At 58.8% G+C, this 26,037-nt stretch carries 26 protein-coding genes and 2 pseudogenes; 21 read left to right on the top strand and 7 right to left on the bottom strand.

The annotated features are described in order from the left end of the window. The 7 genes from ACYZTS_RS24500 (at position 1) to ACYZTS_RS24470 (ending at position 3,268) form a co-directional block, all read left to right on the top strand. Positions 1-315 (top strand): hypothetical protein, encoded by a 315-nt coding sequence (locus tag ACYZTS_RS24500; RefSeq protein WP_461996537.1) that lies wholly within the window; start codon positions 1-3, stop codon positions 313-315. Then, the gene (locus tag ACYZTS_RS24495) at positions 315-992 is read left to right on the top strand and encodes a hypothetical protein (protein ID WP_461992668.1); all 678 of its coding nucleotides are present in this window, start codon (positions 315-317) and stop codon (positions 990-992) included. Before ACYZTS_RS24500 ends, ACYZTS_RS24495 begins: the two co-directional genes overlap by 1 nt. A 63-nt stretch (positions 993-1,055) precedes the next feature. Then, positions 1,056-1,787, top strand: coding sequence for a pyocin knob domain-containing protein (locus ACYZTS_RS24490; protein ID WP_461992666.1), 732 nt, complete (start codon positions 1,056-1,058; stop codon positions 1,785-1,787). Further along, the gene (locus tag ACYZTS_RS24485) at positions 1,787-2,122 is read left to right on the top strand and encodes a hypothetical protein (RefSeq protein ID WP_461992664.1); all 336 of its coding nucleotides are present in this window, start codon (positions 1,787-1,789) and stop codon (positions 2,120-2,122) included. The genes ACYZTS_RS24490 and ACYZTS_RS24485 overlap by 1 nt, the downstream gene beginning before the upstream one ends. Further along, complete coding sequence (locus ACYZTS_RS24480) at positions 2,119-2,484, top strand: phage tail protein (protein ID WP_461992662.1); 366 nt, start codon at positions 2,119-2,121, stop codon at positions 2,482-2,484. Before ACYZTS_RS24485 ends, ACYZTS_RS24480 begins: the two co-directional genes overlap by 4 nt. A 61-nt stretch (positions 2,485-2,545) precedes the next feature. Continuing rightward, positions 2,546-2,977, top strand: a complete 432-nt coding sequence (locus ACYZTS_RS24475; protein WP_461992660.1) for a lysozyme — start codon at positions 2,546-2,548, stop codon at positions 2,975-2,977. 60 nt (positions 2,978-3,037) lie between these two features. Then, complete coding sequence (locus ACYZTS_RS24470; protein ID WP_461992658.1) at positions 3,038-3,268, top strand: hypothetical protein; 231 nt, start codon at positions 3,038-3,040, stop codon at positions 3,266-3,268. Here ACYZTS_RS24470 and ACYZTS_RS24465 read toward each other — a convergent pair. Next, positions 3,265-3,960, bottom strand: coding sequence for an SOS response-associated peptidase family protein (locus ACYZTS_RS24465; RefSeq protein ID WP_461992656.1), 696 nt, complete (start codon positions 3,958-3,960; stop codon positions 3,265-3,267). The two genes, ACYZTS_RS24470 and ACYZTS_RS24465, sit on opposite strands and share 4 nt — an antisense overlap. Positions 3,961-4,094: 134 nt before the next feature. Here ACYZTS_RS24465 and ACYZTS_RS24460 point away from each other — a divergent pair, with 134 nt between their 5' ends. Further along, complete coding sequence (locus ACYZTS_RS24460; protein ID WP_461992654.1) at positions 4,095-4,394, top strand: hypothetical protein; 300 nt, start codon at positions 4,095-4,097, stop codon at positions 4,392-4,394. Here ACYZTS_RS24460 and ACYZTS_RS24455 read toward each other — a convergent pair whose 3' ends face one another. Further along, complete coding sequence (locus ACYZTS_RS24455; protein WP_461992652.1) at positions 4,395-5,567, bottom strand: tyrosine-type recombinase/integrase; 1,173 nt, start codon at positions 5,565-5,567, stop codon at positions 4,395-4,397. Between the two features lie 277 nt (positions 5,568-5,844). After that, entirely contained in the window at positions 5,845-6,924 is a 1,080-nt protein-coding gene (locus ACYZTS_RS24450) for a patatin-like phospholipase family protein (protein WP_461992650.1), read from the bottom strand. 239 nt (positions 6,925-7,163) lie between these two features. On the opposite strand from ACYZTS_RS24450, the gene ACYZTS_RS24445 reads away from it, so the two are divergent. Genes ACYZTS_RS24445 through ACYZTS_RS24430 form a run of 4 tightly spaced genes read left to right on the top strand, consistent with a single transcriptional unit; the run spans position 7,164 to position 9,774 of the window. Further along, positions 7,164-7,472, top strand: a complete 309-nt coding sequence (locus tag ACYZTS_RS24445) for a PepSY domain-containing protein (RefSeq protein WP_461992648.1) — start codon at positions 7,164-7,166, stop codon at positions 7,470-7,472. Further along, on the top strand, positions 7,472-7,792 hold the full coding sequence (locus ACYZTS_RS24440) for a PepSY domain-containing protein (RefSeq protein WP_461992646.1): 321 nt from the start codon (positions 7,472-7,474) through the stop codon (positions 7,790-7,792). Before ACYZTS_RS24445 ends, ACYZTS_RS24440 begins: the two co-directional genes overlap by 1 nt. Positions 7,793-7,795: 3 nt before the next feature. After that, positions 7,796-8,464 (top strand): response regulator transcription factor, encoded by a 669-nt coding sequence (locus tag ACYZTS_RS24435; RefSeq protein ID WP_028621709.1) that lies wholly within the window; start codon positions 7,796-7,798, stop codon positions 8,462-8,464. After that, a complete protein-coding gene (locus ACYZTS_RS24430; RefSeq protein WP_461992644.1) occupies positions 8,461-9,774 on the top strand; it encodes a sensor histidine kinase in 1,314 nt (437 codons plus the stop codon). Before ACYZTS_RS24435 ends, ACYZTS_RS24430 begins: the two co-directional genes overlap by 4 nt. A gap of 159 nt (positions 9,775-9,933) precedes the next feature. Here the strand turns inward: ACYZTS_RS24430 and ACYZTS_RS24425 are convergent. Both ACYZTS_RS24425 and ACYZTS_RS24420 read right to left on the bottom strand, forming a co-directional pair. Then, a pseudogene (locus ACYZTS_RS24425) lies at positions 9,934-10,515 on the bottom strand (methyl-accepting chemotaxis protein); the annotation flags it as partial. A 276-nt stretch (positions 10,516-10,791) separates the two neighbouring features. Beyond that, positions 10,792-11,862, bottom strand: a pseudogene (locus ACYZTS_RS24420) (methyl-accepting chemotaxis protein); the annotation flags it as partial. A gap of 666 nt (positions 11,863-12,528) precedes the next feature. Here ACYZTS_RS24420 and ACYZTS_RS24415 point away from each other — a divergent pair. Both ACYZTS_RS24415 and ACYZTS_RS24410 read left to right on the top strand, forming a co-directional pair. Further along, a complete protein-coding gene (locus ACYZTS_RS24415) occupies positions 12,529-13,845 on the top strand; it encodes a Na+/H+ antiporter family protein (RefSeq protein ID WP_461996535.1) in 1,317 nt (438 codons plus the stop codon). A 248-nt stretch (positions 13,846-14,093) separates the two neighbouring features. Beyond that, positions 14,094-15,776 carry a methyl-accepting chemotaxis protein gene (locus ACYZTS_RS24410; RefSeq protein ID WP_028621705.1) on the top strand — a complete coding sequence of 561 codons (1,683 nt, stop codon included), beginning with the start codon at positions 14,094-14,096 and terminating at the stop codon, positions 15,774-15,776. Between the two features lie 145 nt (positions 15,777-15,921). Here the strand turns inward: ACYZTS_RS24410 and ACYZTS_RS24405 are convergent, their stop codons facing one another. After that, positions 15,922-16,857, bottom strand: a complete 936-nt coding sequence (locus ACYZTS_RS24405; RefSeq protein ID WP_461992641.1) for a LysR family transcriptional regulator — start codon at positions 16,855-16,857, stop codon at positions 15,922-15,924. A gap of 140 nt (positions 16,858-16,997) precedes the next feature. Here ACYZTS_RS24405 and ACYZTS_RS24400 point away from each other — a divergent pair, with 140 nt between their 5' ends. Both ACYZTS_RS24400 and ACYZTS_RS24395 read left to right on the top strand, forming a co-directional pair. Next, positions 16,998-17,483: a DMT family transporter gene (locus tag ACYZTS_RS24400; protein ID WP_028621703.1), complete on the top strand. Its 486-nt coding sequence runs from the start codon at positions 16,998-17,000 to the stop codon at positions 17,481-17,483. Beyond that, positions 17,483-17,938 (top strand): DMT family transporter, encoded by a 456-nt coding sequence (locus ACYZTS_RS24395; protein WP_461992639.1) that lies wholly within the window; start codon positions 17,483-17,485, stop codon positions 17,936-17,938. The genes ACYZTS_RS24400 and ACYZTS_RS24395 overlap by 1 nt, the downstream gene beginning before the upstream one ends. 94 nt (positions 17,939-18,032) lie before the next feature. On the opposite strand, the gene gltA is transcribed toward ACYZTS_RS24395, so the two are convergent. After that, entirely contained in the window at positions 18,033-19,322 is a 1,290-nt protein-coding gene (gltA, locus tag ACYZTS_RS24390; protein ID WP_028621701.1) for a citrate synthase, read from the bottom strand. Positions 19,323-19,683: 361 nt separating this feature from the next. On the opposite strand from gltA, the gene sdhC reads away from it, so the two are divergent. From sdhC to ACYZTS_RS24365, 5 genes are all read left to right on the top strand, one after another. Then, complete coding sequence (sdhC, locus tag ACYZTS_RS24385; protein WP_028621700.1) at positions 19,684-20,058, top strand: succinate dehydrogenase, cytochrome b556 subunit; 375 nt, start codon at positions 19,684-19,686, stop codon at positions 20,056-20,058. Further along, positions 20,052-20,420 carry a succinate dehydrogenase, hydrophobic membrane anchor protein gene (gene sdhD / locus ACYZTS_RS24380; RefSeq protein ID WP_028621699.1) on the top strand — a complete coding sequence of 123 codons (369 nt, stop codon included), beginning with the start codon at positions 20,052-20,054 and terminating at the stop codon, positions 20,418-20,420. Before sdhC ends, sdhD begins: the two co-directional genes overlap by 7 nt. A 3-nt stretch (positions 20,421-20,423) precedes the next feature. After that, positions 20,424-22,196, top strand: a complete 1,773-nt coding sequence (gene sdhA, locus ACYZTS_RS24375; RefSeq protein WP_028621698.1) for a succinate dehydrogenase flavoprotein subunit — start codon at positions 20,424-20,426, stop codon at positions 22,194-22,196. An 11-nt stretch (positions 22,197-22,207) separates the two neighbouring features. Continuing rightward, positions 22,208-22,912, top strand: a complete 705-nt coding sequence (locus tag ACYZTS_RS24370) for a succinate dehydrogenase iron-sulfur subunit (protein ID WP_028621697.1) — start codon at positions 22,208-22,210, stop codon at positions 22,910-22,912. A gap of 262 nt (positions 22,913-23,174) precedes the next feature. After that, the gene (locus ACYZTS_RS24365) at positions 23,175-26,006 is read left to right on the top strand and encodes a 2-oxoglutarate dehydrogenase E1 component (RefSeq protein ID WP_028621696.1); all 2,832 of its coding nucleotides are present in this window, start codon (positions 23,175-23,177) and stop codon (positions 26,004-26,006) included. The last annotated feature ends 31 nt before the right edge of the window (positions 26,007-26,037 follow it).

The following is a 26,037-nucleotide window of genomic DNA, read 5'->3' as shown; positions in this document are numbered from 1 at the left end:
ATGCGTACATGGGGCGCCGATGGGGCGCTCCAGCTCGATGAGAACTCATTCACGATGCGAGTGGTGCTTACAACACTGGTCTACTTTCCACTCGGGGGCGCCAAGGCCAGCCAGGATTTCTCTGTGCCTGGTAGCGATGCTTCGAACTCTGTCGCGATTGTTATACCTATCGGCCCATACGACGAGTCCACTGCTTACCAATTCGAAACCGAGATGCTTGCTGGGGTTGCGCGTGTCTACAACCACACGCGCACATACGCGGCGAGTTTTTCCACCAGCGGGACCATGCGGTTGATGGTCATAAGGTTTGCCTAATGAGCTATGGACTTACATTCATCAACAACAGCAACCAGGTTGTGATTGATTCCGAGTTTGCTCGGCTCAATGTAATTTGTAAGGGCCGGTATGCGCCGACGGAGGGGGGAGGTTTAGGCTCAACGACCTACTTCCCATTGGTCATCACCAGTCAAGAGCCTCCATTGGTGTTCTGTCGACCAGACACTGGGGGGCTCGCCGGACTTACTGCTATGCAGCTGATCGGATCGGCCGGTAACTGGACCGGCTTTTACGTCAGGGCTTATGACGTGAACACAGCTCAACCAAATGGTCGTTACTTCGCTGCAACTTTTGGCGCGCAGCCGGTCGCCACCTACGGCATGCGATTGTGGGATGGCGCGTCGAAGTTACTGTTTGACTCAGGCACTCCGACGGCATTGTTCACCCGATCATTTCAAAATTGGACCTACGTTCGTTCCGAAACAGCGCAGACGGGCAGCGTTAGTAGTTTCTATACCGTGCCCTTCAACTTCCCAGAAAATGAGTACCTTCTGATCAACACTTTCGGAATGAAGATGGTCACCGGGTCTTCGGGTGGACGGCTTCTGAAAACCCTCTGGGATTTTAACGCGGGAGTGCTGTACGCCGTGACGGCGGGATTCCAAAACCCCTTCGCTTTTTTCATGCCTGCTGTGTTCGCCAAGTTAAGCGTTTAGTAGTTCCTGCACTATCACGCCGCCCATGAGCGGTTTTTTTATGCCTGAAAAATAGGAAACATCATGGCCAAGCAGACGATCAACCTCGGCACTGCGCCTACCGGTGTGGGCGGTGACACGCCGCGAAGTGCATTCACCAAGGCGCAGAGTAATTTTGATGAGTTGTATTCCAAGTTTGTGAACCTGGGTTTAGGCGAGCCTGTAATCGTTTCCAGCGTGAATGCGGATACGATGCAAACCTTCGGTTTCTATTACGTGACCGGCTCCACTATGACACCGTACCCAAGTGGCTGGCTTTTTGTTCAGCCGGTCAGTCCAGCCTATTGCGCACAAACGTTCATCAGTGAGTTGGATGGCAAGCGATATACCCGCACAAAACGCACAACTTGGGACCCTTGGGTATACATAGCTCCCGCTGTTGGTACCGTATCTCAATCTGGTGGCACTGCCACCGGAGCTATTATTGAGAAAGGTACTGGCGCCAACGGTCAGTTCACTAAGTTTGCCGACGGCACAATGATATGTGTTCGTACGGTGAGTCTTGGGTCGCTTGTGGTGTCTGCTCAAGCTAACGGTGTTGCATACCTCGGTTTAAACGGACTGGCCTTCGCGGCTACTTTTGTAGACTCTCCAGCCGTGACAATGAGTGTCGTGAACGGCGGTGGCCTGGGCTGGGCGGCAATGGGGTCGGCTTTCCCATCTCTCTCTGCCACTCAAAATTTCTTTCTGATGGTTCCTTCGGTAGGAACCTACTCGTTCAACGTGCAAATCATTGCGATTGGGAGGTGGTTCTAATGCGAATTAATCTTTCGCCTCAGCGTCGTGATGACGTTCTAGAAGTTATTAAAAGCGGTGACTCACTCATTATTAATGGCGAAATCTTCGACTTCACGCCGCTCGGTGTCGGCGATACCTTGCCAGCGTCTGCAGTCTCGTCGGAATGGTTTTGGGGAGATATCGACAGAACTGAAAGTGGAATCAGTCTGACGCTGTTCTTGCCTTTGCCTTGGAACTTCAGCCAGGAACAAGCCTTTCCCGTTCCGCTGGAGTACGTGCCAGATGGTCCGGTTGTATTTCCTTCGCCGCTACCAGAGCCTTTCGCCGAATCGGTACCCGAGGTCATCCAATGAATATCGACTGGTCCCAAGTCGTCACAAAAGCCATGAAGCTTGAAGCTCAGCAAGCCGCGCAGCTGGCGGCCGCCAAAGCTGAGTTGACCTCGAAAAACTCAAAGGCTCTTGTCCAGATCGCCCGCATTCAAGAACGAATCGACACGATCGGCTTCGGCATCGATATCGGCGAAGCAACTGCAGAGGATGAGGCTGAGCAGGCCGCGCTTCTGATCAACCTCAAGGCATGGAAGACCTACAAGTTCGCCTTGGGCAAGGTCACAACTCAACCAACCTGGTATGCCGCGCCACTGTGGCCAGTCGAGCCCGCCGTCCCGGTAATCGTAGCTGACCCCCAGACCATAGTCTTCGACATCAGCTGACTCGCCAATCAACCCAACGAAACCCGCCATCGAGCGGGTATTTTTTTGCCCGGAGAAAAGTATGCGCACCTCAATCAAAGGCATCGACCTCATCAAATCGTTTGAGGGCCTGCGCCTGAACTCCTATCAGGACTCGGTAGGCGTCTGGACTATCGGCTACGGCACCACTCGCGGCATCGGCCCGCGCATGACCATCACGAACGACCAGGCCGAGCAGATGCTCATGAAGGATATCGCCCGGTTTGAGCCTGAAGTGGAGCGGCTTGTGAAAGTCCCGCTGAACCAGCACCAATGGGACGCGCTGCTGAGCTTCGTCTACAACGTCGGGGCGATGAACCTCGGGACGTCGACGCTTCTGAAGTTGTTGAACACCCGCAACTATGCAGCCGCTGCAGAGCAGTTTCCGCGTTGGAACAAGGCGGGGGGCAAAGTGCTCAACGGATTAGTGAAGCGGCGCGCCGCCGAGAGACGGATGTTCGTAGGCGGGGCTTAGGTCGCCCGGCTGGACACATGGGGCTATCATTCGCCCATTCTCAGATTGAAAGGTGGCAGCATGGAAGGTTTAGAACTGAGTCCGAATATCGAGCGTGCGGCCGACAAGCTTCTCGCTCAGATCACCCGGGCAGACTCGATGATCATTGCGGCGAAGGCGGGCGCTAAGGCTGAAGGCTTTGTTTTCGGACTGGAATCGGCCCGCGCACTGCCGGAGGCAGTCATCGACAAACTTTACGTCATCTTCGATTCAGCGACCGAAGAACGACTACGCGCGTTGACGTCTGCTTAAAACAGCCCGGTTTCCTCAATCGGCTTGATCAGATCCGGGCCTTGATTGCGCACATTGCCAATCGCCCGGTCAACCTTGAACCATTCGAAAGCCTCGGTAGGTTCGCCTTGGTGCAGCACCATCTGTTCGGCGCGCTCCTTCGGTGTGGCCGGGTCCAGCCATTCGCGGGCCAGCTCGGGCGATAGCGTCACCGGGCGGCGGTCGTGGATGTCGACCATGCCGCCGGCGCTGTCGGCTGTGATGATGACAAAGCCGTCGTGCTCGCTCGGCTCATGCTCGGCGTTCGGGTATTGGCCAATCGCAGCGCACAGGATTGGCGAGCGATCCCGCCGGCGGATTAGGTAAGGCTGCTTCTTCGGTTCGCCTTCATCCACCCACTCGAACCAGTTGTTGATCGCGATGATTGCTCGGTGCGGCCAGATCGCACGGAAGAACGGTCCGTGCGCGACTTTCTCAACTCTAGCGTTGATCGGCGCTGCACGGTCCTTGGCCCAGTGCGGCCGCCATCCCCAGCGAACCATGTCAGCGTGCAGGTACTCGCCTTCCTGATGGAAGATCGCCAGCTGAGTGGTGGGGGCTGCGTTGTAGCGTTCGAACGGTTGGTCGCCGGCGTTGTTGATTAGCGGGTTGGGCATGCTCAACGCAGCAACGAAGTCATGAATTCCTTGATACTGGGTGAGTCGTCCGCACACGGTCAGTTCCTCGCTGGTCTCTCAGCGTAGACCAGAGCCCGAATAGATCGTTGCGTTGCCGATGGTCAGCGGCTTGTTGATCATCCGTCCGACGGAAACGATACTGTTTATCTATCCAGTATCGAGCAAGCAAGATGTATTTCCTAATCACCCACATGAGAGAGCACGGCGTCGCCCGGTCTTGGAAGGATATTCAAGGCCAAAAACCGATCAGGGGCGACATCAACATCAGGAGTCAGATGTGCCAGGCTCTTAATAGAAGCAGCGATATCGCCGAGATCCGGCCGCAGGGCATGCCGCTCGACGCGACTCCTCTGCCGCCACTGCTCGATGCTCGACTGTCGGGAATGGCGACCAACGCTTTCACGCTGAGCGGTTTGGAAGAGCTCGACGGCCGGCTGTATGCGCAGTCGTGGTATTGCAGGGAGGCGTAATCACTTCGGAGTCACCAGATCTGCCCACTCTTGCATCATAGGGCGGCGCTGCTCCAGATAGGCCGCGTGGTTGTACACGTCACGGATGAAGCTGCTGTCGGCGTGGGCAAGCTGGCGCTCGATCCAGTCCCGGTTATGCCCTCGTCCATTCATCTCGGTGGAAAACAGGTGGCGGAATCCGTGGGGTGATTGCTTGCCAGTCAGCCCGCAGGCGTCCAAAACGTTGTTGGCGTAGTTGGTGCCGATCGGCAGTGTTGAGTCACTTCGGTTTACGAATACGTAACGCAGGTGACCGGTGATAGGCAGCATGCTCTTCAGAACCTCGACTGCCTGAGTCGATAGCGGGACCGAGTGATCTCTGCGCATTTTCATCTTGGCGGCGGGCGTGGTCCAGGTAGCGGCGTCGAGATCGATCTCCGACCATTCGGCGCGCCGCACTTCGCCCGGCCGGGACGCGGTGTAGATCATCAGCATGAGCGCAGCGCGCAGCGGGTGACCGGACGAGGAAGCCTGAATAGCAGCCATGGTCTTTGGCATTTCGCTGAAAGGTAGGAACGGGTGCGGCTTGTGCTGCCCCATCTTTTCCGTGACCGCGTGCATCTCGGCGGTCGGATTGACTTCAATCAGTCCGATGGCGATGGCGTAACTGAAGACCTGCCCGGTTCGTTGCCGAACTTTCACGGCAGTGGCCACCGAGCCGCGCTTCTCAATCTTGCGTATCAAGCTGATGACGTCAGCGCGCTTGATTGAGTCGATCTGCCTTGTGCCGAACACCGGCAAAACATCCAGCTCCATCAGGTTGCTGATGATCCGGAACGTGCCGGGCGAAATACTTCCCTTCCTGAATGCCAGCCACTCGTCATACACACGACGGAAGGTTCGGTCGCCGGCCTCGATCATCTCGGCCTTCTTTTCCCTTCTCGAATTGCGCGGGTCAATCCCGCTGGCAATGTCTTCCCGTGCCGCGTCTCGACGTGCGCGCGCTTCCTTTAGGCCTGTGTCCGGGTAAGTCCCGAACGAAATACGCGCCTGCTTACCAAGCCAAGTGAAACGAAAATGCCAGCTCTTGATGCCGCTGGTAGCTATATAGAGGGAAAGTCCAAGCGAGTCTGGAAGGGTATATGCCTTGTCCTTCGGCTTGGCCTGCCTGGCCGCTGTGTCCGAGATAGCCACTAGTACATCCTCTGCTTTCAATTCTCAATGTACTGGATGATGTACTAAGTCGGTGTCACTGGGAAGGTATCACGTGGTACGCGGTGATACTCGGATGTCGCCTGATACGGGGGTTATGGGGTTGTTTTTGAAACGGAGGGGTTTTTGGCGGGAGGCTACCGTGGAATCTTTGAAGATTTCCACAGTGTTTTCAGCTCTGTCAGGTGGCGATCGCCGCGGCGATATGGGCAGGCGGCGAGTTTAACAGCTTGCGTTTGGGCTTGCGGGAAAACACTGACTAAAGGGTCAATAAGCGCTCGCCCAAACCGCCCGAGGCGGCGAGTTCGAGAAACTCGTCACCCAGCCGGCGACTCTCGTCTATCGCCGCGCGCCAGTATTTTTGCCGGCCTGCAGCATCACCCATGAAGCGCTTGAAGTCGTTGCGGTCCGGCAGTTTGCCGTAGGGCAGGCGCGCCAGGTATTCCTTCGACGGCGCCAGCAGCAAGACATCCTGCAGGCGCGCAGGGCAGGCGCGGCGCCACGGCAAGGTTTTGTCGAACCAGCCGGGAATCACCCGGTCGGTGAAGTGCGGATAGAGCACGATGTCGCTGCCGCTGTAAGGCAGGTCGAGATGATAGTCGAGCAGGCCGCCATCGCGGAACATCCCCGCGCCGGCCCCCGGCAAATCACTGACGCCTTGCATGACCATCGGGATCGAACCCGAAGCGAGCAGCGCCTGACGCAAATTGCCGGCGTTGAGTGCGACGAAACGCGAGGGGAAATCGTTGAGCGCATCCAGCGGAGGCGCCAGGCGTGGATCGTGGATGATCAACCGTTCGAAATGCTTCGACAGTCGCGCGCGACCCCGCAGGTTGTCGGCGATCACCGATGACAGGCCGAGGCCCAGCCGCCCGCGGTGATCGTCCGCGAGCAGGCCGTGGCTTCTGACGACCATGATGTTCAAGCGGTAATGCGGGTTATCCAGAATCGATGCATCGCGACCGTCGAGCAGCTCATCGAGCATGCGCTGCGAGCTCTGGCTGATCTGCGCCATGGTCACGCCTTTGTTGAAATGCTGCTCGGTGTATAAATGCCCGAGGCGGCGAATCCCTTCGGCGGCATCCGGCAGGCAGGCGCTGGCGAAGCGCCAGGAGCCGACCGATGCACCGATCAGCGAACGTTCGCGCGGCGCAGCAGGCAGCCATTCGCCGAACAGTGCCAGGTCCAGACCTTGAATCCCCAATGCCTTGGGCCCACCAGCGGCACCGGGCAGCGTGCCGACGTCGGCGGCGCTTAAGCCGTTTTCACGGATGCGGGCAAAGGCCCGGGGGCCGGCCTTGAGCGTCAGGGAAGGGAATTTGATATGGATGGCGGTCATACCGGCCTCGATGTCTGGCGAGCGGGGATTATATACAGAGCACCACGAAAGGTGATGACCGAACCCGCCCTGTAGAGCCGGCTTGCTGGCGATCGCGATAGCGATGCAGACGCCGCCATCTCCAGCAAGCCGGCTCCTACGCGTGGCGCGGTGCGACCATGATGGCAATTCAGCTTCAATTAAGTTCGACTGACTAAGGTAGCCGCCGTACGCAACACATAAAAAATACGGAGACTCCCATGAAAACCCTGACTGCCCTGTTCACCGCCTCCCTGATCGCCATGACGGCCAGCATCGCTCAAGCTCGCGACCTCGGTCCGGACGAAGCCCTGAGACTGCGGGACGCTGGTACCATTGTGTCTTTCGAAAAGCTCAACGCTACCGCCATCGCCAAGCATCCGGGTTCGACCATCACCGAAACCGAGCTGGAAGAAGAGTACGGCAAGTACATCTATCAGGTGGAACTGCGCGATCCGCAAGGTCTCAATTGGGACCTGGAACTGGATGCGGTGAGCGGTGCGGTGCTCAAGGATCATCAGGATACGTAATGAAGGTGTTTTCCTCGAAATGCCGCGTCAGCAGCCGATTGGCCCTGGCGCTCCTGGCGTTTTGCTCATTGGCCATGGCACGCGACCTCGACCAGGACGAAGCCCTGCGCCTGCGCCAGCAAGGTGTGATCATGCCGCTCGAGCAATTGCTGAAGCAGGCGCTGGACCGCTATCCCGGGTCGAAACTGCTCGAAGCCGAGCTTGAAGAAAAACACGACGTCTACATTTACGAAGTCGAATTGCTGACCCTCGAAGGTGTGGTCCGTGAGCTGGACCTCGATGCAACCAATGGCCTGCTATTGCAAGACAAGGAAGATTGACCGATGCGTTTGCTTCTGGTGGAAGACCACGTGCCCATGGCCGATGAACTGATCGCCGGCCTCAACCGCCAGGGTTACGCGGTCGATTGGCTGGCCGACGGTCGCGACGCGGTGTATCAGGGCAGCAGCGAGCCCTACGACTTGATCATTCTCGACCTCGGCCTGCCTGGTGTGCCGGGGCTTGATGTGTTGGCGCAGTGGCGGGCTGGGGGGTTGGCGACCCCGGTGCTGATCCTCACGGCGCGCGGCTCGTGGGCCGAGCGCATCGAAGGGCTCAAGGCCGGTGCCGATGATTACCTGACCAAGCCGTTCCATCCCGAAGAATTGCATTTGCGCATCCAGGCGTTGTTGCGCCGCTCCCACGGCAAGGTCAATCAGCCGACGCTGCAATCGGCCGGGTTGCACCTGGATGAAGGGCGGCAGTGCGTTTCGCGTGACGGCGCTGACATCCAGCTCACCGCTGCGGAGTTTCGTTTGCTGCGCTATTTCATGCTGCACCCGGAACAGATCCTCTCGAAAAGCCACCTCGCCGAGCACCTGTATGACGGCGAAACCGAGCGCGATTCCAACGTGCTGGAAGTCCACGTTAACCACTTGCGGCGCAAGCTTGGGCGCAGCGTGATCGAAACCCGTCGCGGTCAGGGTTACCTGTTCGGCGGGCAAGCGCAGTGAGATCGATCCAGCGCCGCTTGAGCCTGGGCCTGATCAGCGTGATGGTGATCGTCGGCCTGGTGCTCGCACAGACCAGTCTGTGGCTATTCGAAATGGGCTTGCAGCGCTACCTCGAAGCCGGGCTGCGCAACGACAGTGAAAGTCTGCTGGTGGCGCTGGTGCGCGGACCGCAGGGTTTGCAGCTGGATGAACGGCATTTGTCGCCGGCGTATCAACGACCGTTTTCCGGGCACTATTTCCGTATCGATTTTGCTGACAGCCACTGGCGATCCCGCTCATTGTGGGATCAGGAACTGCCGCGCCTCGACCATCCCGGCCTGCACAGCAATCTGCAATTAGGCCCGGAAGGCCAGCAATTACTGGTGTTGCGTTCAGACTACCGACGTCTCGGCCAGTCGATTTCGATCAGCGTGGCGCAAGATTACACGCCGGTGCGCGAGAGTTTTCAGCGCATGCACCAGATCGGTCTGGGCCTGGGCCTGGCGGGGTTGCTGCTGATTCTGCTGTTGCAGCGGATCACCGTGCGGCGTGCGTTGCGGCCGCTGGAAAAGGCCCGCGAACAGATCGCTCAATTGCAGCAGGGCCAGCGCTCACAGCTCGACGATCAAGTGCCGGTGGAACTGGAGCCGCTGGTGGCACAGATCAACCATCTGCTGGCCCATACCGAAGACAGCCTCAAGCGCTCGCGCAATGCCTTGGGCAATCTCGGCCATGCATTGAAAACACCGCTGGCGGTGTTATTGAGCCTGGCGTCGAGCGAAAAACTGGATGCCCATCCCGAGCTGCGCAAAATCTTCAAAGACCAGTTGGAACAGGTCCAGCAGCGCCTCAGCCGCGAGCTCAATCGGGCGCGCTTGTCTGGCGATGCGTTGCCAGGGGCGTTGTTTGATTGCGACGCGGAATTGCCGGGGTTGCTCGCGACGTTGAACATGATTCATGGCGACCATCTGCAGTTGAGCTATCGCGCCCCGGCCGGGTTGTCGCTGCCTTGGGATCGTGAGGATTTGCTGGAGTTGCTCGGCAACCTGCTGGATAACGCCTGCAAATGGGCGGATGCTGAAGTGCGACTCAGTGTGGTCGAGACGGCCGCAAGCTTTCAACTGAGTGTGGAAGATGACGGCCCGGGCATCCCGGAGGCACAGCGCGATCAGGTACTGAACCGCGGCACACGGCTGGATGAACAGACCGATGGACACGGATTGGGACTGGGCATCGTGCGCGACATCGTCGATACGTGGGGCGGGGTGATGCGGTTGGAAGAGAGCGAGTGGGGCGGGTTGAAAGCGCTTATCGAACTGCCTAAACGTTGATGCCACGCCGTCGTCTTCTTCTGCGTGATGCAAATTGGCAAACCCGCAAACGCCCCCCTATCGTAGGAGCCGGCTTGCTGGCGATGGCGTTTTCCGAATCGCCATCGCTGGCAAGCCAGGTTCCTACAAGGGCGGGATTGTCAGCTGATGATCGTCGGATCAAACCCGAAACTGATCCATCAACCCCTGCTGCTGATTCGCCAGCCGGTTCAGCGACTGGCTCACCCGCGCCGATTCGTTCGCCTGCCCCGACAGCGATTCAGTCACATCGCGAATGGTCGCGACGTTGTTGTTGATCTCTTCCGCCACCGCGCTCTGCTCTTCCGCCGCGCTGGCAATCTGCAGGTTCATGTCGCTGATCACCGTCACCGCATCACCAATCTGGCGCAACGCCGTCACTGCCTGACCGACTTGCTCGACACTGCCCTGAGCCTGGCGATGGCTGTTGTTCATCGAGCCCACCACATCCTGAGTGCCGGCCTGCAACTGCTCGATCACCAGACGGGTTTCCTCGACAGACTCCTGGGTCCGTCGCGCCAGATTGCGCACTTCATCGGCCACCACGGCGAAACCACGACCGGCCTCACCGGCACGGGCCGCTTCGATGGCTGCGTTGAGCGCGAGCAGGTTGGTCTGTTCAGCGATAGCGCGGATCACTTCCAGCACCGAGCCAATCTTCTCGCTGTTCGCCGCCAGTCCTTCGACTTGCACCATCGCCGCACTCATGTCCGCGGCGAGGTTGTCGATGCTGGTCGTGGTCTGGTCGATCACAGTCAAACCGCGACGGGTCGCATGATCGGCATCGCGCGCAGCCTGGGCAGCTTGCGCGGCGCTGCGGGCGACGTCTTGCGCGGTGGCGCTCATTTCGTGAGAAGCCGTGGCAACCTGATCCACCTGACGGTATTGCTGTTCCATGCCGGCACTGGTCTGGGTCGCAATGGCCGAAGACTGGTCCGCCGTGCTGCGCGCGTCCTGCACTGAGCGTTTCACTTCGGCGATGATCGGCTGCAACTTGTCGAGGAAACGGTTGAACCAGCCGGCCAACTGGCCGAGTTCGTCCTGCTTGTCGTAGGCCAGGCGCCGGGTTAGATCACCTTCGCCACTGGCAATGTCTTCGAGCATATGCGCGACGCCAAGAATCGGTCGGGTCACGCTGCGCGCCATCAGCCACACCAGCAGCAGACCGATCAGCGCGGCCAGTGCGCCCAGGCCGAGTTCGACCAACGCGCCGGCGGTATTGCTTTCATCGAGTTGTTTTTCCAACGCTTCCGCCGGTCCGATCAGCACGCGCTCCGGCACATCAAGCAACACGCCCCAGGATTTTCCGCCGGGAATCGGCTCGAACGGCGCCAGCACTTTCAAGTGACGATCGCTGTGCAGGCTTTCGGTGCGGTTGCTGCTGGCGAGCAACCGAATCAGCTCGGCCCCGTTGGCGGTGTCCACAGCGTCTAGACGCTGGCTGAGTTTGCTGGCGTCCGGGCTGTAGGCGGCGAGCAGACCCGCCGGGCTGATGATGCTGACGTGGGTCTGGCCGTCATAGAGCTTTTTGCTCGCAGCCTGACTGACCGCTTGCAGGCTGTTGAGGTTGATGTCCGCCGACAGTGAAGCGATCACCTTGCCGTTGACCATCAACGGGAAAACGATGCTGGTCATCAGCACGTTCTGGCCGTCGATCACGTAGAAGTACGGTTCGATCACGCAGGGTTTGAGTGTGGTGCGCGGGCAAGTGAACCAGGCGTTGGCCGGTTCGCCGCTGGGGCCGGTTTTGGTGTCGGCCATGTCGCTTTCGGGAAGCGCCATTGAGGTCACCTTGCCTGGGGTCGGCTGCGACCAGTACAGGGCAAAGCGGCCTTTGTCGTTACTGCCGAGCTCTGCCTGACCGGCGAACAGTTCGTCCTTGCCGTCCAGCGCATTGGGTTCGAACACCAGCGACAGGCCGAGCAGCTCCGGGTTGGCCTGCAGCGCCGCCTGAACCTGGCGGGTCAGGTCTTCACGTAGGTCGAAGGCATCCAGAAAACGCTTTTCGGCCTGATCGCGCAGGAACAGCACCTGCCGCGAGAAACCGTGACCGTATTGGTAGGCGTCCATGAATTGCTGGCGAATCCCCAGCGCCTGATTTTCTCCTTGGGATTCGATCCGCGCCTGAGCGGACTCGGTCAGCATCTGCGTGCTCGAGGCTTTGACCATTTTGGAGCTGTGATCCATGCGATACAGCGAAAGGCCGACCAGCAGCGTCACGATACCGGCAAGACACAGCCCGGCCAGCAAGGTGATTTTCCATTGGATGGAGAGTTGTCTGAGCGACATGGGAAAACGTCCTTATTCTATAAATATCTGAGACTTGGCACTGTAGCGGCCGCGCAACGGCTTTCTTTATGCCGGCCATCGAAGCATTGGTAATGGGGTGCATGCCGAATAGAAAAACCCTGTGGCGAGGGGATTTATCCCCGTTCGACTGCGCAGCAGGCGCAATCTATGTCGACGCGGTTCACTGGGGTCGCTGGGGGCCGCTGCGCGACCCAACGGGGATAAATCCCCTCGCCACAGATAAATGTCTTTGCCAGAGATAATTCCCATAGCCAGAGATAAATCTCTTTGCCTCAGATAAATCCCCTTTTTACATACCGGTCACTTTGACACCGGCCCCACTCTGCGGCACAGTGCGCGCCCTCTGATAAACCTGTTGTTCACCCCGCTGGCGGCGCCTCGCAGACCGTCGGCCGGACTCATTTCGTTTGGCCTGAGGTAAAGATGATTAATGCAGTAATTGCCGCGGTTGGCGTGATGCTGATACTCAGCCTGTGCCGCGTGCACGTCGTGATTGCGCTGATCGTCGGCGCGCTGGTCGGAGGTTTGACCGGTGGCCTGGGCATCGAAGCGACGCTCAAGGCATTCAACAGCGGCCTCGGCGGCGGTGCGACCGTGGCGTTGTCCTACGCGTTGCTCGGCGCTTTCGCCGTGGCGATTGCCAAGTCCGGCCTGGCCCACGCTCTGGCGGACCGCGCGCTGACCATGGTCGATCGCCATCACGCGAGCGGCGGCGGTCGGGTCAAATGGCTGCTGATCGGTTTACTCTGGGTCGTGGCCATCGCCTCGCAGAACATTCTGCCGATTCACATCGCGTTTATCCCGCTGCTGGTGCCGCCACTGCTCTATGTGCTGACCAAGCTGCAACTGGATCGTCGCTTGATCGCTTGCGTGATTACTTTCGGCCTGATCACGCCGTACATGTTCCTGCCGGTGGGCTTCGGCAACATCTTCCTCAATGAAATATTGCTGGCCAATGTCGCCCGCAGCGGCGTCGATATCAGCGGCATCAACGTGACTCACGCCATGGGTATCCCGGCGCTGGGCATGCTGGTGGGGTTGGGTGTGGCGTTTATCAGCTACCGCAAGAAGCGCGTGTACGACCTGGCCAAAATCGAGCGGGTCGAGCAAGTGGCGGTGCAGTACAATCCGCTGAGCCTGATGGTCGCCGGTGTGGCCATCGCGTCAGCGTTCGTCGTCCAGTTGCTGTTGGATTCGATGATTATTGGCGCGCTGACGGGTTTTCTGATTTTCTCGGCGTCGGGCATCGTCAAATGGCGCGAAACCGATGATCTTTTCACCGAAGGCATGAAGATGATGGCGATGATCGGCTTCATCATGATCGCCGCATCGGGCTTCGGCGAAGTGATCAAGGCCACAGGACACGTGCAGTCGCTAGTGGAAACCTCGGCATCGTGGATCGGCCACAGCAAGGCCATCGGCGCGTTGCTGATGTTGCTGGTCGGTCTGCTGGTGACCATGGGCATCGGCTCGTCGTTTTCCACCGTGCCGATTCTGGCGGTGATTTTCGTGCCACTGTGCGTGCAACTGGGTTTCAGCCCGCTTGCCATTGTGTGCATCGTCGGCACCGCCGGTGCGCTGGGCGATGCCGGCTCGCCGGCCTCGGACTCGACCCTCGGCCCGACCTCCGGGCTGAACGTCGACGGCCAGCACCACCACATCTGGGACACCGTCGTGCCAACCTTCCTGCACTACAACCTGCCATTGCTGGCGTTCGGCTGGGTGGCCGCGATGGTCCTTTAATCTCAATCTCTGTGAGAACGAGCTTTGGTGGCGAGGGGATTTATCCCCGTCCGGCTGCGAAGCAGTCGTAAGACGCTGCTTCGGGGCTGCTTCGCAGCCCAACGGGGATAAACCCCTCGCCACAGATAAATCCCCTCACCACAGAAGCTCGCTTCCATAGAGGGCAGCGTTACCGTGCATTCAACTTTTGATCCGGCGTGCCGTTAAAGCCTTTATACACGCCAATAAAATCAAAAGAGTGAACCGTCATGCGCATGAGCCTCAAGGCTAAAGTCCTGTCCCTCGCCGTCCTTCCGGTGTTGCTCTTTGCGCTGGTCATCAGCGTGGCCACGTTGTTCATTCTGCAGGAGCAGGCGCGCAACGAAGTCGACGAGACGCGCCAGCGCCTGCTCAACGATGCCAAGGCGACGCTGCAAAGTTATGTCGCCGTGGCCATGACCACGATCAAACCGCTTTACGAAGCCGCCGCCCCCGGCGATAACGCAGCGCGGGCTCAAGCGATCAAGTTGCTGTCGAGCATCAGCTACGGCAAGGACGGTTACTTCTTCGGCTACGACTCGGAAACCGTGCGCCTGTTCAAGGCCAGCAGCCCGGAAGGCGTGGGCCAGAGCTTCAAGGAAAACCGCGATCCGAACGGCGTGTACGTCAACCGCGACCTGGTGAAGGTCGCCAAGGACGGTACTCACTACCTGCAATACAGTTCGCCACTGCCGGGTAACAGCCAGGTGCTGGTGCCCAAGCTCGGCTACACCGACTACCTGCCCAAGTGGGACATGGCGGTGGGCACCTCGGTCAATCTCGACGGTATCGAGGCACAAGTCGCGCTGGTCGAAGCCAAGGTCGAGGAGCGCATGCACGGTGTGGTGCTAACCATCGTTGGCCTCGCGGCGGTGGCGCTGTTGGTGATTGGCGTTGCTGGCATGCTGCTGGCCAACACCATTCTGCGTCCGCTGAACCAGATGAAAGCCAACCTCGACGACATCGCGGCGGGCGAGGGCGATCTGACCCGACGCCTGACCATCACCAGCCAGGATGAACTCGGCGAGCTGGCCGGATCGTTCAATCGCTTTGTCGACAAGATTCATGGCCTGGTGCGGCAGATTACCGAAATGACCTCGCAACTGACCGGGCTGGTCAATCAGGTGTCCGCTCAGGCCCAGCGTTCGGATCAGGCGATGGAGCGTCAGCGTCACGAAACCGATCAGGTCGCCACTGCGATCAATCAGATGTCGGCCGCGGCGCAGGAAGTCGCCAAGAGCGCGCAAAACGCTGCAGTCGCCGCGCAACAAACCGATGAAGAAGGTCAGTCCGCCAAGCGCGTTGTCGCCGGCAGCATCGTCAAGATTCATGCGCTGGTCGATGACATCCGCAGCAGCGGCGTATCCCTCGACAGCCTGCAAAAGGATGTTTCGTCGATTGTCAGTGTGCTCGGGGTGATTCGTTCGATTGCCGAGCAGACCAACCTGTTGGCGCTGAATGCCGCCATTGAGGCTGCGCGTGCGGGCGAGGCCGGGCGGGGGTTTGCGGTGGTCGCGGATGAGGTTCGGGCGCTGGCCAGTCGTACGCAGATCAGCACTCAGGAAATTCAGGGCATGATCGACCGTTTGCAGGCCGGCACGCAGTCGGCGGTGGAAGCGATGCGCCGTTCGAGCGAAGCGGGGGACGGCACGTCGGCGCAGGCCAACGAAGCCGGCGCGTCGCTGGACACCATGGCGCAGCTGATCGCAACGATCAATTCGATGAACGCGCAGATCGCCAGCGCCGCCGAGGAGCAAACCGCGGTGGCGGAGGAGATCAACCGCAGCGTGCATCAAATTGCTGTTGCCGTGGACAGCGTCGCCGACGAAACCCAACTCGGCGCCCAGACCACCCGCAGCCTGGCCGACCTCGGCCAACGCTTGGGCGGCCTGGTCGGTCAGTTCCGGATTTGACAATGACACTAGTCCTGTAGCAGCTGGCGAAGCCTGCGTCCGGCCGCGCCGCAGTCGTAAAATCAGCTTCGAAAACTTACGACTGCTGCGCCGCCGTACACAGCATGACGCAGGCTGCGCCAGCTGCTACGGGTGGCGAGGGCGGCTACTGCCTGTCCCAATACGGCACCGCGCCAAAACACTCCAGATAAAAATCAATCACCGTTCTCACCTTCACCGACAGCCGCCGACTCCCGGGCCACAACACAGCAATCTGCTGCGGCTCGAAGCTGTTGGACGCTTCATATTCCTTCAGCACCGGCACCAGCGTGCCACTGCGCACCGCTTCGCCAATCAGCCATGACGGAAACATCACCAGCCCCAATCCTTGTTCGGCAGCTTGCGTGAGCGTATCGGCGTGGTTACCGGTAATCGGTCCTTTGACGGAGTAGGGCGTCCAGTCCTTCTGATCGCGACGAAAAAACCAGCGCTGCTGCCCCGCCGCGCCTTTGTAGGCCAGGCACTGATGGGTCGCGAGATCCTGCGGATGTTGCGGTGTACCGTGGCGCGCAAGGTAGGCCGGGCTCGCCGCCACCAGAAAGCGATGGGGTGCCAGAATCCGCGCCTGCATGCTCGAATCATGCAGCGGGCCGATGCGAAACAGCAGGTCGGCGCCTTCATGCAGCGGATCGATATAGTGATCGGTCTGCTGGATATCCAGGTGCAACTTCGGATAACGCTCGCACAATTGCCCAAGCCAAGGGGTCAGGTGCCGCTGGCCAAACACTACCGGCGCATTGATTCGCACCAGCCCGCCGGGTTCGCTTCGCTGTTCCTGCAGGGCTTGTTCGGCTTCCTCCAGTTGCGCCAGCACCAGTCTGGCGTGGTGGCCAAGCATTCGCCCGGCCTCGGTGGGCGTGACGGCGCGGGTGTGGCGATAGAGCAATTGCTGGCTCAGAGCTTGTTCCATCAGTTGAATCTGTCGGGAAATCGAAGAGGGCGCCAGGCCTTCGCGGCGGGCGACTTCGGAGAAACTGCCGTGGTCGAGCACCGCAACAAACAGGCGGAGCGCTTTGAATCCCAAATCACTGAAGCCGTTCATGGGCAATCCTGTTGTGCGTATCGCGCAAAAGTGTTGTCGGGATGATCCCATTTATCGCAAAGCACGGCCAACCGATAATGCGCGCACTTCTGCACATCCCTGGTGATCGTGCTTTCTTGATAACGGGTGGGTTTTCGCCAATGCAATCTTCTTCAACCGAAACCGCTGCAACGCCAGCGGTAAAACCCGGGCTGCGTGTGTTGTTGCTGCCGCTGGTTATTCTGGCCGGCATGGGCCTGTCAGTGGAGGCGGGCCTTTTAGGGCCGCTCGGTGTGCAAGTCGGACACTTGTGGGCGACCTTGAGCATCTTCGGCGTGGGCACCGCGATTCTGTTTCTGCTGTTGTTATTCAGCGGTCCGCGGCAGGGCCCGGCATTAAGCGAGCTACCTCGCTGGCAGTTGATCGGCGGGTTTCTCGGGCCGATATACGTGGTGGTGCTGACGATGGCGACCCCGCATATCGGCGTCGCGATGACCATGATCGCGATTCTATCCGGGCAGGTCGGCAAGAGTGTGCTGATCGACCATTTTGGCTGGTTCGGTGCCACGCGCAAAAAGGTCAACGGTGAACGTTGGCTGGCCTTGCTGCTGATTGTGGCGGCGCTTGTTCTGATTGCTCGGGGTTAATGATGAATCTGATTATTTTGTTGGCGGTGGTCGTGGCGGCCGGTGCAGTACTAAGCGTGCAAGCGGCAATCAACGGGCGTCTGGGTGAGACGGTCGGCGTATTGCGCAGCAGTTTGCTGACGTTTGCGGTAGGTGCTGTAGTGACGGGGCTGCTGATTCTGTTTTTTGAACCAGCGCATGCGATGAGCCTGCTGGACGTGCCGAAGTGGCAGCTCGGCGGGGCATTGTTTGGTGTGGTTTACATGATCGTGATGGTCGGCGCCGTTCCTCGCGTAGGGACGGCCGTGGCGACGGTGGCAGTTATTGTCGGCCAGTTGGGCATGGGCATGTTGATCGATAACTTCGGCTGGCTGGGAAATCCGGCGATTGAATTGTCGGGAAGTCGCGTCTTGGCAATGGTACTTCTGGGTTTGGCGCTGGTTTTCATGTATCGCAGCAGTTCGCGGGAGGCTTGACGCCTCAATTGTTTTCACCGCATAAACAAAAACGGCCTCTATCAAATAGAGGCCGTTTTTTTATGCAGCTACAACGGTTATCGCAAGACAGTGCTTACTTGCGATCTTCCAGCTTGGAAATATCACGCGACTCGTAACCGGTATACAACTGACGCGGACGGCCAATCTTGTACGGGCTGGAGAGCATTTCCTTCCAGTGCGAGATCCAGCCAACGGTCCGAGCCAACGCGAAGATCACGGTGAACATGCTGGTTGGAATGCCGATCGCCTTGAGGATGATCCCCGAGTAGAAGTCGACGTTCGGGTATAGGGAACGTTCGATGAAGTAAGGGTCGGTCAGCGCGATCTCTTCCAGGCGCATGGCCAGTTCGAGTTGCGGATCGTTCTGAATACCAAGCTCCTTCAACACCTCGTCGCAGGTCTGCTTCATCACGGTGGCGCGCGGGTCGCGGTTTTTGTAAACCCGGTGACCGAAGCCCATCAGCTTGAACGGATCGTTCTTGTCTTTGGCCTTGGCGATGTAGGTGTCGATGTTCGACACATCGCCAATTTCGTCAAGCATGGTCAGCACAGCTTCGTTCGCGCCGCCGTGGGCAGGGCCCCACAGTGCAGCGATGCCGGCGGCGATGCAGGCAAACGGGTTGGCACCCGAAGAACCGGCCAGGCGCACGGTGGAGGTCGAGGCGTTCTGCTCGTGGTCGGCATGGAGGATGAAGATCCGGTCCATGGCCTTGGCGAGTACCGGGCTGATCGGTTTGATCTCGCACGGCGTGTTGAACATCATGTGCAGGAAGTTCTCCGCGTACGAAAGATCGTTGCGCGGGTACATCATGGGTTGGCCCATGGAGTACTTGTAAACCATCGCTGCCAGGGTCGGCATCTTGGCAACCAGACGGATTGCGGAAATCTCGCGATGCTGCGGGTTATTGATGTCGAGGGAGTCGTGGTAGAAGGCCGAGAGGGCGCCGACTACACCGCACATGACGGCCATTGGGTGGGCGTCGCGGCGAAAGCCGTTGAAGAAAGTCTTCAGTTGCTCGTGGACCATGGTGTGGTTCTTTACGGTGCTGACGAACTGGGCCTTCTGTTCTGCAGTTGGCAATTCGCCGTTGAGCAGCAGGTAGCAGGTTTCCAGGTAGTCCGACTTTTCAGCCAGCTGTTCGATCGGGTAGCCGCGGTGCAGCAGAATGCCGTTGTCGCCGTCGATATAGGTGATCTTCGATTCGCACGAGGCGGTCGACATGAAACCAGGGTCGAAGGTGAAGCGGCCCGTGGCCGTCAGGCCCCGAACATCGATTACATCGGGACCAACGGTGCCGGTTAAAATGGGCAGCTCGACGGGGGCTGCGCCCTCGATGATCAACTGCGCTTTTTTGTCAGCCATGTGGCCTCCTATTTATGCTTGAACCATCAGACAGACCCCCCACGCAGGGCCCGCACCACTATAGTGAGATAAATTCGAATGTCAATTTGCCTAAAGTCTTGCTCCAGAAGGCTTTAACCGTACTTTTTCCTCGAAATTGCCTGCCATTTACGCCTTTTATTCAACTTGCGCAATCCGCTATTAGGGGAAGGTGAACGCGTTGTCATTAGTAGCCTAACTGTCTATACTCGGCCACCGACCGCCAGGGGCTTTTGGGCCTGCTTTATTGGGGGTCGCATCCCTGGGTGGTGGTTACCTGACCAGTGCACTCCCCAACAACTTTGCCCTGATTGTTAGGGGCTCTTCAGTGTGAAAAAAAGCCGTGAATAGCCAACGACCTGTAAACCTAGACCTAAGGACCATCAAACTCCCCATCACCGGCGTTACGTCGTTTCTTCACCGTGTTTCAGGCATCATCCTCTTCCTGGGCCTTGGCTTCATGCTTTATGCATTGGGCAAATCCCTGGGTTCCGAGGAAGGTTTTGCCGACGTGAAGGCAACCTTGACCAGTCCGCTGGCCAAGTTCGTAGCATGGGGCCTGCTGTCCTCCCTTCTGTATCACCTGGTAGCCGGTGTGCGCCATCTGATCATGGACATGGGCATCGGTGAGACGCTGGAAGGCGGCAAGCTGGGCTCGAAAATCATTATCGCCGTGTCTGCGGTGTTGATCGTTCTGGCGGGAGTTTGGATATGGTAACCAGCGTTACGAACCTGTCGCGTTCAGGCCTCTATGACTGGATGGCACAGCGTGTGTCTGCGGTCGTTCTCGCGGCTTATTTCATCTTCCTGATCGGATACCTCGTTGCGAACCCGGGCATTGGTTTCGACCAGTGGCACGGCCTGTTCGCCCACAACGGGATGCGTATCTTCAGTCTGCTGGCCCTTGTAGCCCTGGGCGCTCACGCCTGGGTCGGCATGTGGACCATCGCGACCGACTACCTGACGCCGATGGCGCTGGGCAAGTCCGCGACTGCAGTACGTTTCCTTTTCCAGGCAGTATGCGGCATTGCGATGTTCGCCTACTTCGTCTGGGGTGTGCAGATTCTCTGGGGTATCTGATTCATGGCTAACATTCCAACGATTTCTTTTGACGCCATCATCATTGGTGGTGGCGGTGCCGGCATGCGCGCTGCGCTGCAGCTGGCCCAGGGCGGTCACAAGACTGCCGTGATCACCAAGGTTTTCCCGACCCGTTCGCACACCGTTTCGGCCCAGGGTGGCATCACCTGCGCCATCGCTTCCGCAGATCCAAACGATGACTGGCGCTGGCACATGTACGATACCGTCAAGGGTTCCGATTACATCGGTGACCAGGACGCTATCGAATACATGTGTCAGGAAGGTCCGGCTGCAGTTTTCGAACTGGACCACATGGGGCTGCCGTTCTCCCGTACCGAACAGGGTCGCATCTATCAGCGTCCGTTCGGCGGTCAGTCGAAGGACTACGGTAAAGGTGGCCAGGCCGCCCGTACCTGCGCCGCTTCCGACCGTACCGGTCACGCACTGCTGCACACGCTTTATCAGGGCAACCTGAAAGCCGGCACCACGTTCCTCAACGAATACTACGCAGTCGATCTGGTGAAGAACCAGGAAGGCGCGTTCGTTGGTGTGATCGCGATCTGCATCGAAACCGGCGAAACCAGCTACATCCGTGCCAAGGCTACCGTTCTGGCCACCGGCGGCGCCGGTCGCATCTACGCATCCACCACCAACGCCCTGATCAACACCGGTGACGGCGTCGGCATGGCATTGCGTGCTGGCGTGCCGGTACAAGACATCGAAATGTGGCAGTTCCACCCGACCGGCATCGCCGGCGCGGGTGTACTGGTTACCGAAGGCTGCCGTGGTGAAGGTGGTTACCTGATCAACAAGCACGGCGAGCGTTTCATGGAGCGTTATGCTCCGAACGCCAAAGACCTTGCTGGTCGTGACGTAGTTGCCCGTTCGATGGTTAAAGAGATCATTGCCGGCAACGGTTGCGGTCCGAATGGCGATCACGTAATGCTCAAACTCGACCACTTGGGCGAGGAAGTGCTGCACAGCCGTCTGCCAGGCATCTGCGAACTGTCCAAGACCTTTGCGCACGTTGACCCGGTGGTTGCTCCGGTTCCTGTTGTTCCGACCTGCCATTACATGATGGGCGGCGTGCCAACCAACATCCACGGTCAGGCGATTACTCAGGGCGACGACGGCGTTGACGCCATCATCCCGGGCCTGTTCGCGGTAGGCGAAGTGGCTTGCGTATCGGTTCACGGCGCCAACCGTCTGGGCGGCAACTCGTTGCTCGACCTGGTAGTGTTCGGTCGCGCGGCCGGTCTGCACCTGGAAAAAGCGTTGACCGACGGCATCGAATACGATGACGCCACCGACGCCGACATCACTGCTGCACTGGCACGTTTGTCCGCTCTGAACGAGCGCACTACCGGTGAAGACGTGGCAACCCTGCGTCGCGAACTGCAAAGCTGCATGCAGAACTACTTCGGTGTATTCCGTACCGGCGAATACATGCAGAAGGGTATTGCCCAGCTGGCCGACCTGCGCGTGCGCATCGCCAACGTCAAGATCAACGACAAGTCGCAGGCCTTCAACACCGCTCGTATTGAAGCGCTGGAACTGCAAAACCTGCTGGAAGTGGCTGAAGCAACTGCCATCGCCGCCGAAGTGCGTAAAGAGTCCCGCGGTGCTCACGCCCGTGAAGACTTTGAAGATCGCGACGACGAAAACTGGCTGTGCCACACCCTGTACTTCCCGGGTGACAAGCGCGTGACCAAGCGTGCCGTGAACTTCTCGCCGAAAACGGTGCCGACTTTTGAACCCAAGATTCGGACTTATTAAGGGTGGCTGCCATGTTGAAAGTCAGTGTTTATCGCTACAACCCTGATCAGGACGCCGCGCCGTTCATGCAGGAATTCGAGGTCGATACCGGTGGTAAAGACCTGATGGTGCTGGACGTGCTGGCCCTGATCAAAGAGCAGGACGAAGGTTTTTCCTATCGTCGCTCTTGCCGTGAAGGCGTTTGCGGTTCCGACGGCATGAACATCAACGGCAAGAACGGTCTGGCCTGCGTCACGCCACTGTCTGCTGTTGTAAAAGGTAACAAGTTGATCGTTCGTCCGCTGCCAGGTTTGCCGATCATCCGTGACCTGGTCGTCGACATGAGCATCTTCTACAAGCAATACGAGAAGGTGAAACCTTACCTGCAGAACGATTCGCCGGCTCCGGCCATCGAACGCCTGCAGTCCCCGGAAGAGCGTGAAAAGCTTGACGGTCTGTACGAGTGCATCCTGTGCGCTTGCTGCTCGACTTCTTGCCCGTCCTTCTGGTGGAACCCGGACAAGTTCCTGGGCCCGGCTGCTTTGCTGCAAGCGTATCGCTTCCTGGCAGACAGCCGCGACACCAAGACGTCCGAGCGTCTGGCTTCGCTGGATGACCCGTTCAGCGTATTCCGCTGCCGCGGGATCATGAACTGCGTCAACGTATGTCCCAAAGGCCTGAACCCGACTAAAGCCATTGGTCACATCCGTAACATGTTGCTGCAAAGCGGCGTGTGATTCGGCAGCTTTAACCGCAACACCGCTGTACCCGTAGATGCTACGGCGCAGGCTTCAACCGGCGCCGTAGTTTTAACCTGAGCAGCAGCTTAAAAGGCTGCGGCTCTTATTTTGAAGAAATGAGACAAGCAGGGGCATCCGGGCTGGTACCCGGACTATCAGCGTGATCCTAGGTGGCTTGTTTTAGTCGCTGCATTCGGACTTCTGCAAGTTTGCTCGGTGTCGACGCCGGTGGTGTTCCCCTAACCGAGGGTGACCAAGCATGCAAGAAAGCGTGATGCAGCGCATGTGGAACAGCGCCTACCTGTCCGGTAGTAACGCTGCCTATGTGGAAGAGCTCTACGAGCTCTACCTGCACGACCCTAACGCTGTGCCAGAAGAGTGGCGCACCTACTTCCAGAAGTTGCCTGCTGACGGCAACTCTGCCACCGATGTTTCGCACTCCACGATTCGCGATCATTTCGTCTTGCTGGCAAAGAACCAGCGCCGCGCCCAACCGGTCTCCGCCGGCAGCGTGAGCAGTGAGCACGAGAAGAAGCAAGTTGAAGTACTGCGATTGATCCAGGCCTACCGTATGCGTGGCCACCAGGCAGCCCAGCTTGATCCGCTGGGGCTGTGGCAGCGTCCTGCACCTGCAGACCTGTCAATCAATCATTACGGCTTGACCAATGCCGATCTTGATACGACCTTCCGTGCCGGCGACCTGTTCATCGGCAAAGAGGAGGCGAGCCTACGCGAAATTCACGAAGCGTTGCAGCAGACATATTGCCGCACCATCGGCGCTGAATTTACGCACATCACCGATTCCGAGCAGCGCCAGTGGTTCCAGCAACGTCTGGAAAGCGTACGCGGTCGTCCGACTTACTCCGCCGACGTCAAGAGCCACCTGCTCGAGCGTGTCACCGCGGGCGAAGGTCTGGAAAAATACCTGGGCACCAAATACCCGGGTACCAAGCGTTTCGGTCTGGAAGGCGGCGAAAGCCTGATTCCGATGCTCGACGAGTTGATCCAGCGTTCCGGTTCGTACGGCACCAAGGAAATCGTCATCGGCATGGCCCACCGCGGCCGCCTCAACGTATTGGTCAACACCTTCGGCAAGAACCCGCGCGAGCTGTTCGACGAGTTCGAAGGCAAGAAGAAGGTCGAGCTGGGTTCCGGTGACGTTAAATATCACCAGGGCTTCTCGTCCAACGTGATGACCACCGGTGGTGAAGTTCACCTGGCCATGGCGTTCAACCCGTCCCACCTGGAGATCGTTTCTCCGGTGGTCGAGGGTTCGGTTCGCGCTCGTCAGGATCGTCGTAACGATCCTACCGGCGAGAAGGTGCTGCCGATCTCCATCCACGGCGACGCGGCATTTGCCGGTCAGGGCGTGGTGATGGAAACCTTCCAGATGTCGCAGACCCGCGGTTTCAAAACCGGCGGCACCGTGCACATCGTGATCAACAACCAGGTTGGTTTCACCATCAGCAACCCGCTGGACTCGCGCTCCACCGAGTACGCCACCGATGTTGCGAAAATGATCCAGGCGCCGATCCTCCATGTGAATGGCGATGATCCGGAAGCCGTGTTGTTCGTGACCCAGCTGGCCATCGATTACCGCATGCAGTTCAAGCGTGACGTGGTCATCGATCTGGTCTGCTACCGTCGTCGCGGCCACAACGAGGCCGATGAGCCTAGCGGCACCCAGCCGATCATGTATCAGCAGATCACCAAGCAGCGCACCACCCGTGAGCTGTACGCTGATCGTCTGACCCAGGGCGGTGTGCTCGACGCAGAGCGTGTTCAGGCGAAAGTCGACGAATATCGCAACGCGCTGGACAACGGTTTGCATGTCGTAAAAAGCCTGGTCAAAGAGCCGAACAAAGAGTTGTTCGTGGACTGGCGTCCGTATCTGGGCCACGCCTGGACTGCGCGCCACGACACCAGCTTTGACCTGAAAACCTTGCAGGAACTGTCCGCCAAGCTGCTGGAAATTCCGGAAGGCTTCGTGGTTCAGCGCCAGGTCTCGAAGATCTACGAAGACCGTCAGAAAATGCAAGCCGGCGGCCTGCCGATCAACTGGGGTTACGCCGAAACCATGGCGTACGCGACCCTGGCGTTCGAAGGTCACCCGATTCGCATGACGGGTCAGGACATCGGTCGCGGTACGTTCTCGCACCGTCACGCTGTCTTGCACAACCAGAAAGACGCGGGCACCTATGTCCCGTTGCAGAACCTGTACAAAGGCCAGCCACGTTTCGATCTGTACGACTCGTTCCTGTCTGAAGAAGCCGTTCTGGCGTTCGAATACGGTTACTCGACCACCACGCCTGAGGCGCTGGTGATCTGGGAAGCCCAGTTCGGCGACTTCGCCAACGGTGCTCAGGTTGTGATCGACCAGTTCATCACCAGCGGCGAGCACAAGTGGGGCCGTCTTTGCGGTCTGACCATGCTGCTGCCGCACGGTTATGAAGGTCAGGGGCCGGAGCACTCTTCGGCACGTCTGGAGCGTTACCTGCAGCTGTGCGCCGAGCACAACATTCAGGTCGCTGTACCGACCACCCCGGCGCAGATCTACCACTTGCTGCGTCGTCAGGTGATTCGTCCGCTGCGCAAGCCGCTGATCGTGCTCACGCCGAAGTCGCTGCTGCGTCACAAACTGGCCGTGTCGACCCTGGAAGATCTGGCTCAAGGTTCGTTCCAGACCGTTATTCCGGAAATCGATGCACTTGAGCCGAGCAAGGTCGAGCGCGTAGTTCTGTGTAGCGGCAAGGTCTACTACGACCTGCTGGAAAAACGCCGTGCCGAAGGTCGTGATGACATCGCCATCGTGCGTATCGAGCAGCTGTACCCATTCCCTGAGGACGACTTGAACGAAGTCCTGGCTCCGTACACCAATCTCAAACATATCGTTTGGTGTCAGGAAGAGCCGATGAACCAGGGTGCGTGGTACTGCAGCCAACACCATATGCGCCGCATCGTTGGCAATCACAACAAGTCGCTCGTACTCGAATACGCCGGCCGTGATGCTTCTGCTGCACCTGCTTGTGGTTATGCATCGATGCACGCTGAGCAGCAGGAAAAACTGCTGCAAGACGCCTTTACTGTTTAACGCCTTCGCGCACCTGAAACCGAATTTAAGG

The organism is Pseudomonas sp. TMB3-21, assembly GCF_054898145.1.
The sequence above is the reverse complement of the archived record's forward strand: the minus strand, read 5'-3'. Positions and strand labels throughout refer to the sequence as shown.